The following is a 12,376-nucleotide window of genomic DNA, read 5'->3' as shown; positions in this document are numbered from 1 at the left end:
CATGAATCAATCGAAACGTTATTTAGATATAGTACGGGACATTCGTGATATGATTCGACAGGAAAAAATCAAGCCTGGAGAGCGCATTCCATCTGAAAGAGAATTGGCTGAAACGATGCAAGTGGGCCGTTCAACATTGCGAGAAGCGCTTCGTAGTCTTGAACTGTTGGGGTTGATTGAGACTCGTAGAGGAGAAGGTACCTTTTTGTCTGATCACAGAAACCATAAATTGGTTGAAGTTCTATCAACTTTTGTTTTACAGGATAATCGGTCACATGAAGATGTCTGGGAAACTCGGTTGCTTCATGAAATCGCTGCTATTCATATAATTTGTCGAAATGAAACCATTAGCCAAATGAAAGTTTGGGACAGTTTTCGGTTGCGCTTAAAAGATGAAAGTTTTCAGCGTCAAGACTTTGTTAGAGAACTAATGGTCTTGTCTGGCAATCGTTTGTCGTTAAAAATTTGGTTTTTGCTTACGCAATATAGTGGCAACCCATATGATGGAACCATTTCTTTTGATGAAATTGATTTTATGAACAGTATACTAGCAGCAATCGAGCAACAAGACGCAGATACAGCTATTCGAGAGTTTCGAACTTGGAGTGACTGGCTAAAAAAGGAGAGAACACACAATGGCAATCATTCGTGATATTTTTAAACGCAATAAAGATAGCAAAGAAGCAACCATGCCGTCAAAATCTGCAAAAGATGTACCAGAAGGTTTGATGACGAAATGTCCTTCTTGCAAGGAAATTACCTTAACAAAAGATTTAGAAAAAAATAAAAAAGTTTGCCCGAAATGCGATCATCATTTTAAAATGACCGCTTACGAACGGATAAATAGTTTATTGGATGGAGACAGCTTCGAGTCAATGGACGACCATTTGAAATCACAAAATCCGCTTGGCTTTCCAGGATATACGGAAAAAGTTCAAGCAGACAGCGAAAAAACTGGTTTGAACGAAGCCGTGTTAACGGGTTCTGGTAAACTGCAAGGACAAGATATTGTGTTAGCTGTAATGGATTCGCATTTCCGTATGGGTTCAATGGGCTCGGTTGTCGGTGAAAAAATTACGCGCGCCATTGAAGCGGCTACAGAACGCAAATTGCCATTTATCATTTTCACAGCGAGTGGCGGTGCGCGTATGCAAGAAGGGGTTTTATCTCTAATGCAAATGGCGAAAACCAGTGTAGCATTAAAGCGTCACAGCAATGAAGGTTTACTTTTTGTGTCAGTCTTGACGCATCCAACAACAGGTGGTGTATCAGCAAGTTTTGCATCAGTAGGAGACATCAATATTGCCGAACCAAAAGCACTGATCGGTTTTGCAGGTCGTCGCGTTATTGAGCAAACCGTCCGCGAAAAATTGCCGGAAGATTTTCAGACTGCTGAGTTTTTATTGGCGCATGGTCAATTAGATGCAGTTGTCCACCGTGCTTCGATGCAACATACACTGGCGACCATCGTGCGCCTTCACACGAAAGGAGCTGTCACAAATGGTTAAAAAGAACGGTAAAAAAACATTGCCTTTTGAAGAACCACTTATTCAGCTGCGTGCAAAAATCTCTGAGCTAAAAGATTACACAGCAAACGCTGAAGTAGACTTGAGTTCAGAAATCAAGTCTTTAGAAGAGCGTTTCTCTAAACTAGAAGAAGAAATTTACGAAAACATGAAACCTTGGGACCGTGTTCAAGTGGCTCGTCATCCTGAACGACCAACAACGCTCGATTACATACCGATGATTTTTAACGATTTCATTGAATTGCATGGAGATCGCTTGTACGGAGATGACGCTGCCATCGTTAGTGGAATCGCTTCTTTCCACGGTCAGCCGGTTACTATTATCGGCCATCAGCGTGGCAAGGACACAAAAGAAAATGTTCGTCGTAATTTTGGTATGCCTCATCCTGAAGGCTATCGAAAAGCCTTACGGCTAATGAAGCAAGCTGAAAAATTCAAGCGTCCTATCATTTGCTTGATTGACACAAAAGGCGCCTATCCTGGAAAAGCTGCAGAAGAACGCGGACAAAGTGAGGCCATTGCACGTAATTTAGTCGAAATGGCTGGACTTGAAGTGCCGGTTTTGTCAATTGTCATCGGTGAAGGTGGAAGTGGTGGTGCACTAGCACTTGGTGTCGGAAATCAAATTTTAATGCTAGAGAATTCGACATTCTCTGTTATCTCTCCTGAAGGAGCAGCATCCATTTTGTGGAAAGATTCTGCGTTAGCACAAACAGCTGCTGAAGCGATGAAAATTACAGCGCCTGACCTTTTGGAAATGAAAATAATTGAACATATGATTCCTGAAGTGCGTGGGGGTGCGCATCACAATCCTCAAAAGCAAGCAGCCATCATTTCAGAAGCAATCAGACGTTCATTGGAAGAGTTGAACGGGATGTCTGGAGAAGAGCTGATTGAACAGCGTTATAACAAATTCAAATCAATTGGTGTATTCAGCGAATGATGAAAAACCGCCTCGGCGGTTTTTTTAATTTCCGCAATACAAACAATAATATTTTTTCTGGAGGATAAATCAGACTACCTTCATAAACACTTAACATGTCTCACGACTTTTCAGGACTGACAGTAAGGCCATGTCGTGGTAAGGTAAAAAGAGTAAATGGACTGCAGGAGGGCTACTATGAAGAAAATTGGAGTTTTGACAAGCGGGGGAGATTCACCTGGCATGAACGCTGCTATTCGAGCAGTTGTTCGAAAAGGAATTTTTCATGGCATTGAAGTGGCTGGCGTTTATTCCGGATACCAGGGATTAATCGAGGGCACTATTAAAACGCTAGAAGCAGGGGACGTCGGTGACATCATCCAGCGTGGAGGAACGAAGTTATTCTCAGCACGTTGCGAAGAATTCCGTACAGAAGCTGGCCAATTAAAAGCAATTGAACAAATGAAAAAAGCCGGTCTTGAAGGACTGGTTGTTATCGGTGGAGACGGTTCGTACCAAGGAGCGATGGCTTTGACCGAAAGAGGTTTTCCGTGTGTCGGTGTTCCAGGAACTATTGATAACGATATTCCAGGAACCGACTACACAATCGGTTTTGATACGGCGTTGAATACAGTTATCGAAGCAATCGATAAAATTCGTGACACTGCAACGAGCCATGAACGAACGTTTATTGTCGAAGTGATGGGCCGTGATGCAGGTGACTTGGCATTATGGGCCGGGCTTGCGGGTGGAGCAGAAACTATTCTGATTCCTGAAGAAAGCTACAATATCGATGACATGATCGACCGTTTACAAAAAGGCCGTAATCGTGGCAAGCGTCACAGTATTATTATTGTGGCCGAAGGGGTTATGAATGGTAACGAACTAAAAGCTCTTATTAAAGAAAAAGCAGATATTGAAACACGGGTTTCAGTACTGGGTCATATTCAACGTGGTGGATCACCAACTGCGCGAGATCGTGTTTTAGGAAGTTTGTTCGGTGCACGGGCAGTGGAAGTTCTTCTTGAAGGCGTCGGAGGCAGGGCTATTGGCATGAAGAATCACCAAGTGGTAGACTATGATATGACAGAAGCATTTACTGCAGAGCATAATGCTGATATGAGTTTGTATACATTATCTAAAGAATTAGCAATTTAAAATAGTAAATGGAGTGAGTTTATTGAGAAAAACGAAAATTGTATGTACGATCGGTCCTGCAAGTGAATCACCTGAACTACTAGAACGCTTAATCGAAGCGGGAATGAACGTAGCTCGTTTAAACTTTTCGCACGGTAATCACGAAGAACACGCTTTACGTATTAAACGAATTCGAGAAGCAGCTGATAAAGCTGGTAAAATTGTTGGGATTTTGTTGGACACAAAAGGTCCTGAGATTCGTACACATCAGATGGAGAACGATTCGATTGAACTAATAACAGGTCAGAAAATCGAAGTTTCCATGACTGAAGTGTTGGGGACTGCTGAGCGATTTTCAATTACTTACGACCAATTAATCGAAGATGTTAAGGCAGGATCAATCATTCTTTTGGATGATGGCTTGATCGAATTGCGTGTTGAAAGTCTCGATATGGAAAACGGCATTATCCATACATCAGTTCAAAATGCGGGAACATTAAAAAGTAAAAAAGGTGTTAACGTTCCAGGCGTTTCAGTTCAATTGCCTGGTATTACTGAAAAAGATGCACAAGATATCTTATTTGGCATTGAACAAAACGTTGATTTTGTTGCGGCTTCATTTGTTAGAAGAAGTTCAGATGTGATGGAAATCCGTGGCTTGCTTGAAAAAAACAACGGCTCGCATATACAAATTATTCCGAAAATCGAAAACCAAGAAGGTGTCGACAATATTGATGAAATCATTATGGTTTCCGATGGCTTGATGGTGGCACGTGGAGATTTAGGTGTAGAAATTCCAGCAGAAGAAGTTCCGCTAGTTCAAAAATCATTGATCGAAAAATGCAATAGTGCAGGTAAACCAGTTATTACCGCTACGCAAATGTTAGATTCTATGCAGCGTAATCCGCGCCCGACACGCGCAGAAGCAAGTGACGTTGCTAACGCAATTTTTGATGGCACAGACGCTATTATGTTGTCAGGTGAAACGGCCGCGGGTATTTATCCTGTCGAATCAGTCGAAACGATGCATCGCATTGCCGAAACGACAGAATCTGCGTTAAATTATAAGCAAATTGTTTCAAATAGAAGAAAAGAAAAAGAGTCGAATATGACAGAAGCGATTGGTCAAGCTGTAGCTTATACGGCTTTGAACTTAAAGGTTCGTGCCATTATTGCACCAACTGAAAGTGGCACAACGGCGAAAATGATTTCTAAATATCGCCCGGGAGCACCAATCATCGCAGTAACATCTTCAGAACGTCCAGCGCGCAAACTATCTTTAGTATGGGGCGTACAACCAATTATTGGTGCGTCAGTCCATTCGACAGATGAATTGCTCGAAAATGCAGTTGACGAAAGCTTGAAGCATGGCTATGTGAAACACGGCGACCTTGTCGTTATCACAGCAGGTGTCCCTGTAGGACAAGCGGGTACAACTAACTTAATGAAAGTTCATGTTATTGGCGATATCCTGGCTAAAGGTCAAGGAATTGGCAAGACAGTTGCTTTTGCAGAAACTGTCGTTGTTAGAAATGCAGAAGAAGCACTAGCAATCGATACAGAAGGTAAAATCATCGTAACAATCGGAACAGATCGTGACATGATGCCAGCCATCAACAAATGTGCAGGGATTATCACCGAAGAAGGCGGATTAACGAGTCATGCAGCAGTAGTTGGTTTGAGTCTTGGAATTCCGGTTATCGTGGGTGTTAGAGAAGCAACTACTCTAATTAAAACAAATTACGATATTACAATGGACGCAGAATCAGGCATCGTCTATCACGGCCATGCAAGTGTTCTGTAAAATTCCACAAGGAGGCTGGTCAAAATGATGAAATGGATTTTCTTGGCCTTAATTATTGTACCGTCTCTTGAATTGGCTTTGTTAATTTGGGCAGGAGGCAAGCTTGGCTTTTTCGTTACGCTGGCAATTATTGTGGCAACGGGCTTGTTAGGCGCTTTCCTGGCTAAAAAACAAGGTTTAAAAGCATTAAAAGATATTCAAGCAGGAATGAATAGTTTCGAGGCTCCTGGTGATCAATTGTTGAATGCGGCATTCATTTTAGTTGGCGGAGTTTTGCTGCTGACGCCTGGGTTTATCTCTGATGCAGTGGGATTTACACTGCTTTTTAGCCCTACTCAAAAAATGTATAAGCCATTCATTTACCGAATGATTCACAAAAAGATGAAAAACACCCGGGTTATCGTAAGATAATGCCGGGTATTTCCATCGTTTCAGAGAGGAAATTTAATTTCTATAAGCGTTTCCATTCACAAATTCTACAAAGTTGATTATAATAGCTTAGTAAGGTCAAAAAACAGAAGTTCATAAACGCAGATGAGACATCATTCTGCATTTTTTTTTGGGAATGGTGAATTAGATTAGAGAAGGAGCGATTTAAATGACATCGTCAAAAGGTTTAGAAGGTGTAGTAGCAACACAATCGGCCATTAGCTCGATTATTGATGACACACTTACATACGTCGGCTACGATATCGATGATTTAGCCGTTAACGCAAGTTTTGAAGAAGTGATTTACTTGTTGTGGCACCAGCGCCTGCCAAAAGCAAACGAATTGGCGGAACTCAAGCAACAATTAGCGGACAACATGGCCGTTCCACAAGCCGTGTTGGATCATTTTAAAACCTACGACATCAAACACGTTCACCCGATGGCTGCACTACGTACGGCAGTTTCGATGCTTGGTTTGTTCGATGAAGAAGCAGAAGTGATGGAGCCTGAAGCCAACTACCGCAAAGCCATTAAAATCCAAGCAAAAATTTCAACGTTGGTAACAGCTTTCGGTCGCATCCGCAATGGTCGAGAACCTGTTGCACCGAAAACAGACTTGAGTTTTGCGGCAAACTTCTTGTACATGTTGTCTGGTGAATTGCCAGAAGCGATTGAAGAAGAAGCGTTTAACAAAGCATTAGTTTTGCATGCAGATCACGAATTGAACGCTTCGACGTTTACGGCACGCGTGGCAGTCGCAACCTTGTCGGATGTGTATTCCGGTGTCACTGCGGCAATTGGTGCGTTAAAAGGCCCTCTTCACGGTGGTGCGAACGAGCAAGTGATGAAGATGTTAACGGAAATCGGCTCGGTCGATAACGTGGAAACAGTCATCAACGAAAAACTAGCCAACAAAGAAAAAATTATGGGCTTTGGTCACCGGGTTTACCGCAAAGGCGATCCACGTGCAAAGCACTTACGCGACATGTCACAGAAATTGACCAAAATTCGCGGCGAAGAAAAATGGTACGACATGTCGGTGAAAATCGATGAAATCGTTGCCGGTCAGAAAAACTTGCCACCGAACGTTGATTTTTACTCGGCATCGGTTTACCATAGCTTGAACATCGAACACGATTTGTTCACACCGATTTTTGCCGTGTCACGTACATCGGGTTGGTTGGCACACATTTTGGAGCAATACTCAAACAACCGCTTGATCCGCCCACGTGCAGAATACATTGGACCGGGCATGCAAACGTATGTGCCAGTTGAAGAACGATAAGAAATTTTTATCTATATTGTAAGATAAAAAAATACAACTTATAGGGCTAGCACTCTGTGCAGCCCTATGACTTTGACTACAGGAGGAAATTTAACATGACTAACGGCGAAAAAATCTCAGTAGAAAACGGTGTTTTGAACGTACCTAACAATGCGGTAATTCCTTATATTATTGGTGATGGAACAGGACCAGACATCTGGCATGCAGCATCGCGTGTTTTAGAACAAGCAGTTACAAAAGCATATAACGGCGAAAAATCAATTGTTTGGAAAGAAGTTCTTGCTGGACAAAAAGCATTTGACCAAACAGGCGAATGGCTTCCAGAAGAAACTCTTGACGTAATCCGCGAATACCTAATCGCAATCAAAGGACCTTTGACTACGCCAATCGGTGGCGGTATCCGTTCATTGAACGTGGCACTTCGCCAAGAATTGGATCTTTACACATGCCTACGTCCAGTTCGTTATTTCGAAGGTGTACCTTCACCGGTTAAACGCCCAGAAGATACTGACATGGTTATTTTCCGTGAAAACACTGAAGATATCTATGCTGGTATTGAATATGCTAACGGTTCGGATGAAGTGAAAAAATTGATTGCATTCCTACAAGACGAAATGGGCGTTAAAAACATCCGTTTCCCGGAATCTTCAGGTATTGGTATTAAACCAATCTCAGAAGAAGGAACAAAACGTTTAGTTCGTGCTGCAATCAACTACGCAATTACTGAAGGCCGCGAATCATTGACACTTGTTCATAAAGGGAACATCATGAAGTTCACTGAAGGAGCTTTCAAAAACTGGGGCTATGAAGTGGCTGAGCAAGAATTCGGCGACAAAGTATTTACATGGAACGAATACGATGCAATTAAAGACGAAAAAGGGACAGACGCTGCGAACAAAGCACAAGAAGAAGCACTTGCTTCAGGTAAAATTCTTGTTAAAGATTCAATCGCTGACATCTTCTTGCAACAAATCCTTACACGTCCAAGCGAGTTCGATGTTGTTGCAACAATGAACTTAAACGGAGATTACGTTTCTGATGCTTTGGCTGCTCAAGTAGGCGGAATTGGTATTGCTCCTGGAGCGAACATCAACTACGATACTGGACATGCGATTTTTGAAGCAACTCACGGAACAGCTCCTAAATATGCTGGTCTTGATAAGGTAAACCCTTCATCTGTTATCCTTTCAGGCGTATTAATGCTTGAGCATTTAGGATGGACTGAAGCTGCTAAAATGATCACAAACTCTATGGAGAAAACAATTGCTTCTAAAGTTGTAACTTACGACTTTGCACGTCTAATGGACGGCGCTACAGAAGTGAAATGCTCTGAGTTTGCTGATGAATTAATCAAAAACTTATAAGCCTAAAATCAAAAGAGAGGGAATCCCTCTCTTTTTTTTATGCCCATTATTATTAGGTTTTGATGGGATGTGTTATGTTAGAACTGAAGTGTCCCGGCAATGTAGGCGACAAAAGAGAAGAGTGAATTTTAGGGGTACTCAAGGAGAGACAACAAGAAAACTAATTTTGTAAAAGGAGAGATATTTCATGACATTCAAGCGCACAAAAATTTCAGTAATTGGTTCTGGATTTACCGGAGCTACTGCAGCGTTCTTACTAGCCCAAAAGGAATTAGGCGATGTGGTGTTAGTTGATATTCCACCAATGGAAGACCCAGCAAAAGGCAAGGCTTTGGATATGGCTGAAGCAGGTCCTGTTCTTGGTTTTGACGCGCGCATCAAAGGTACCTCTAATTACGAAGACACAAAAGACTCTGATTTAGTCATTATCACGGCAGGAATTGCACGTAAGCCTGGGATGAGCCGCGATGATTTGGTTCAAACCAATCAAAAAGTAATGAAAGCTGTAACAGCAGATATTGTGAAATACTCTCCGGAAACGACAATTATTGTTTTAACTAATCCAGTTGATGCCATGACTTACACGGTTTTTCAGGCATCTGGTTTACCAAAAGAACGCGTGATTGGACAATCAGGGGTATTAGACTCAGCTCGTTTTAGAACGTTTGTTGCTGAGGAACTCGATGTGTCGGTTAAAGATATTACAGGATTTGTGCTAGGTGGACACGGCGATGACATGGTGCCACTGGTTCGCTATTCTTATGCAGGCGGTATCCCATTAGAAACGTTAATTTCTAAAGAGCGCTTGGATGAAATTGTTGCACGTACACGTAAAGGTGGAGCAGAAATTGTCAATCTCTTGGGAAATGGCTCAGCTTATTATGCCCCTGCAGCTTCACTAGTAGAGATGGCTGAAGCGATTATTAAAGACCAGCGTCGAATTCTACCGACCATTGCTTATTTAGAAGGTGAGTACGGAATGGATGGAATTTATCTAGGGGTGCCGACCATTTTAGGTGCAGCAGGTATTGAGAAAATCATCGAAATCGATTTAAATGAAGAAGAAAAAGCTTTGTTAAATCAATCAGCAGATTCAGTGAAAGCTGTTATGAAGGTATTAACATGACGTAATAGATGATGGGTAGGGAGAATTCCCTGCTCATTTATTATTTTCTTGAACAAGCTATTCATAAACGTTACTCTTCCTGTCTCTTTCGTCGCTTGCGCTTTCATTGACTAAATTGATACTATAGAGATATTAAGAAAATGGAGGGATGTTGTTTGTTGCTTGGGAAAAAGCGGAAATTAGGCCGGCGAGTAGAAGATATCAAGATTGGTGAGAACTTAAAGCTGACAGAGAAAATTGAAGACAAAGATCTTCTCTTGTATTTGGGTTTGACAAATGACAGCAACCCGCTATATATCCAACATGATTTCGCTTTACAGACTAGTTTTGAAAAACCTGTCGTGCCGAATATTATGTTGACGGGTATTCTTACTTCTGCGGTATCAAAATACATACCGGGTCCTGGCTCTTATATTGTCAGTCAACAGTTGGAATTCTTAAAACCTGTTCATCATTACGCAACGATCGATTTTAACTTGGAAGTTGTCGAAGTGGATATCGAGCATAATAAGGTAGTTGTTCGGGTTGAAGGAATCAATGAAGACGGTGAAATTGTAGTGGCAGGACAACTTGCTGCTAACCCGCCGCGAATAGTGGAATAACTGACGGCTCATGCAACGAATTATGTTTAATGCGGTTTGAGATGGGGGTTTCAAACTGAGTGTGGAGGATGTAAAATGATGAAAAAAATATTAATCATTGAAGACGAACATTCAATTGCGACATTGCTTTCTTATAATTTGGTTCAAGCGGGTTTTGAGACGATTATTGCCAATGATGGCAAACAAGGATTTGACTTGGCACTTAGCGAAAGTCCATCATTAATTGTGTTGGATTTGATGTTGCCATCAATGGACGGTGTCGAAGTGTGTAAATCCTTGCGTCAACAAAAAATTAATACACCGATAATTATGTTGACGGCTAAAGGCGATGAGTTTGACAAAGTTCTTGGCCTGGAGCTAGGGGCGGATGATTATATGACCAAACCGTTTAGCCCAAGAGAAGTTGTAGCGCGCATTAAGGCAGTACTGAGAAGAGCCAGTAACGTTCCCACTGCACAGCAAGATTCTTCGGTACCTATTTCACTCGGTGAATTAGCTGTTTATCCTGATCGTTTTGAAGTTTTTCTTAGTGAAAAACAATTGGAATTTACTCCAAAAGAGTTTGAACTGCTTGTGTATTTGATGGAAAACAAAAATCGGGTTTTAACACGTGATCAGTTGCTTAGCGCTGTATGGAAATATGATTTCGCAGGAGATACACGTATTGTGGATGTTCATATTAGCCATTTGCGCGATAAAATAGAAGAAAACAGTAGAAAACCTACGTTTATTAAAACAATTCGGGGACTGGGCTATAAGTTCGAGGAGCCGAAAAACATATGAAATCGTTTCGTCGTCGTCTACTAGGCACTTTGCTCGTATGGATCGGAATGATGTTGGCTGGTTTGTTTATTGTCGTACTCCAACTACTGCCGATTTATGAAGGTGCTGAGAACAAGTCCGATATTTGGCTGATTTTGTTTTTGACATTTTTGAGCGCGTTGCTACTGTCAGCCATAGTTGGTAACCGCGTGATTAATGTAAACATTAAACCGGTTGAAAATGCGACTGAGACTGCTTTGGAATTAGCCAAAGGCAATTATCTTGCGCGCGCAACGGAATCCAATGCCCAAGAAAGTGTCGAATTGAGTAGGACGATTAATGTTCTGGCCCGCAATCTTCAAGAAATTACAGCTGTGCGCGTCATGGAACAAGAACGACTAAAAACGTTAATTGAGAACATGGGAAGCGCACTGATCATGATTGATAGACAAGGTGCCGTTTCGCTTGTCAATAAGCCTTTTTTAGATGAATTCAACTTAAAACCTGAGGCGATATTGGGGAAGTTTTATAAGGAAATACAAGTCCCTAATGTGGTGGAAAATTTTATCGAAAATGTGTTTATGACGGAAACACATTCACGTGCTCAGATTGAATTTGTATTGAGGTCAAAACAGAGGAATTTAAACGTTTATGGAGCACCGGTTATTGGGGAGCACGAACGTTGGTTAGGAATTGTTATCGTATTCCAAGATATTACGGAGTTGAAAAGATTGGAGCAGATTCGTAAAGACTTTGTTGCCAACGTTTCTCATGAACTTCGTACGCCTGTCACATCTATTAAAGGATTCTCAGAAACACTGCTGGACGGGGCCTACAAAGACACAGATACTTTATTGTCATTTTTAGACATTGTTCATACTGAGAGCAACCGATTGGAAATGCTGATTAATGATCTGCTTGATTTGTCGAACGTAGAACAAAGTGGATTTGAAGTAAATGCGCAACCTACTGATATGAAAGCTGTCATTAAAAGAGCGATAGAAATGATTCAGCCTAAAATTAATGAAAAATCCATTCAATTACAATTAGAAATTCAGCCAGTAATAGTACTAGGTGATCCAAATCGCTTAATCCAAGTGATGATGAACCTTTTAATTAATGCTGTTACATACTCTAGTAATTATACTGAAATAACCATTCGGCTTTTTACGAAAGAAGATCAAGCCGTTATTCAAGTGGCAGACCAAGGAATCGGAATCGAGAGTTCTGAAATCAGTCGATTGTTTGAGCGTTTTTATCGCGTCGATCGAGCACGCAGTCGAAATTCAGGAGGTACCGGACTCGGGCTGTCTATTGTTAAACATTTAATCGAGGCACATCATGGGCAAGTGGAAGTTGATAGCACAGTAGGTGTCGGAACTACATTTACCATTTGCCTGCCAATAGCTAGCTAATTTA

The 12,376-nt window shown here is 41.5% G+C and carries 12 protein-coding genes; all 12 read left to right on the top strand.

Features of this window, described 5'->3' with window-relative positions; translation table 11 throughout:
• The first annotated feature begins 1 nt into the window (after position 1).
• Positions 2–652: a FadR/GntR family transcriptional regulator gene (locus tag FQ085_RS07775; protein WP_149456329.1), complete on the top strand. Its 651-nt coding sequence runs from the start codon at positions 2–4 to the stop codon at positions 650–652.
• Positions 636–1,508: an acetyl-CoA carboxylase, carboxyltransferase subunit beta gene (accD, locus tag FQ085_RS07770; RefSeq protein WP_058385728.1), complete on the top strand. Its 873-nt coding sequence runs from the start codon at positions 636–638 to the stop codon at positions 1,506–1,508. Before FQ085_RS07775 ends, accD begins: the two co-directional genes overlap by 17 nt.
• On the top strand, positions 1,501–2,469 hold the full coding sequence (gene accA / locus FQ085_RS07765) for an acetyl-CoA carboxylase carboxyl transferase subunit alpha (protein WP_058385727.1): 969 nt from the start codon (positions 1,501–1,503) through the stop codon (positions 2,467–2,469). The genes accD and accA overlap by 8 nt, the downstream gene beginning before the upstream one ends.
• 177 nt (positions 2,470–2,646) lie before the next feature.
• A complete protein-coding gene (gene pfkA / locus FQ085_RS07760) occupies positions 2,647–3,606 on the top strand; it encodes a 6-phosphofructokinase (protein ID WP_058385726.1) in 960 nt (319 codons plus the stop codon).
• A 22-nt stretch (positions 3,607–3,628) separates the two neighbouring features.
• Entirely contained in the window at positions 3,629–5,389 is a 1,761-nt protein-coding gene (gene pyk / locus FQ085_RS07755) for a pyruvate kinase (protein WP_149456328.1), read from the top strand.
• 24 nt (positions 5,390–5,413) lie between these two features.
• Positions 5,414–5,800 carry an FxsA family protein gene (locus tag FQ085_RS07750; protein WP_058385724.1) on the top strand — a complete coding sequence of 129 codons (387 nt, stop codon included), beginning with the start codon at positions 5,414–5,416 and terminating at the stop codon, positions 5,798–5,800.
• A gap of 187 nt (positions 5,801–5,987) precedes the next feature.
• On the top strand, positions 5,988–7,103 hold the full coding sequence (citZ, locus tag FQ085_RS07745; RefSeq protein ID WP_149456327.1) for a citrate synthase: 1,116 nt from the start codon (positions 5,988–5,990) through the stop codon (positions 7,101–7,103).
• Positions 7,104–7,198: 95 nt separating this feature from the next.
• Positions 7,199–8,467: an NADP-dependent isocitrate dehydrogenase gene (gene icd / locus FQ085_RS07740; RefSeq protein WP_058385722.1), complete on the top strand. Its 1,269-nt coding sequence runs from the start codon at positions 7,199–7,201 to the stop codon at positions 8,465–8,467.
• Positions 8,468–8,654: 187 nt separating this feature from the next.
• Positions 8,655–9,593, top strand: coding sequence for a malate dehydrogenase (gene mdh, locus FQ085_RS07735; RefSeq protein WP_071153181.1), 939 nt, complete (start codon positions 8,655–8,657; stop codon positions 9,591–9,593).
• A 155-nt stretch (positions 9,594–9,748) separates the two neighbouring features.
• On the top strand, positions 9,749–10,195 hold the full coding sequence (locus FQ085_RS07730; RefSeq protein ID WP_058385720.1) for a MaoC/PaaZ C-terminal domain-containing protein: 447 nt from the start codon (positions 9,749–9,751) through the stop codon (positions 10,193–10,195).
• A gap of 75 nt (positions 10,196–10,270) precedes the next feature.
• Positions 10,271–10,978 (top strand): response regulator transcription factor, encoded by a 708-nt coding sequence (locus tag FQ085_RS07725; protein ID WP_058385719.1) that lies wholly within the window; start codon positions 10,271–10,273, stop codon positions 10,976–10,978.
• Positions 10,975–12,372 carry a two-component system histidine kinase PnpS gene (gene pnpS / locus FQ085_RS07720; RefSeq protein ID WP_058385718.1) on the top strand — a complete coding sequence of 466 codons (1,398 nt, stop codon included), beginning with the start codon at positions 10,975–10,977 and terminating at the stop codon, positions 12,370–12,372. The genes FQ085_RS07725 and pnpS overlap by 4 nt, the downstream gene beginning before the upstream one ends.
• Positions 12,373–12,376 lie beyond the last annotated feature (4 nt).

Origin of the sequence: Planococcus sp. ANT_H30 (assembly GCF_008369335.1) — a bacterium.
GTDB classification, from domain to species: Bacteria; Bacillota; Bacilli; order Bacillales_A; family Planococcaceae; genus Planococcus; species Planococcus kocurii.
The sequence above is the reverse complement of the archived record's forward strand: the minus strand, read 5'-3'. Positions and strand labels throughout refer to the sequence as shown.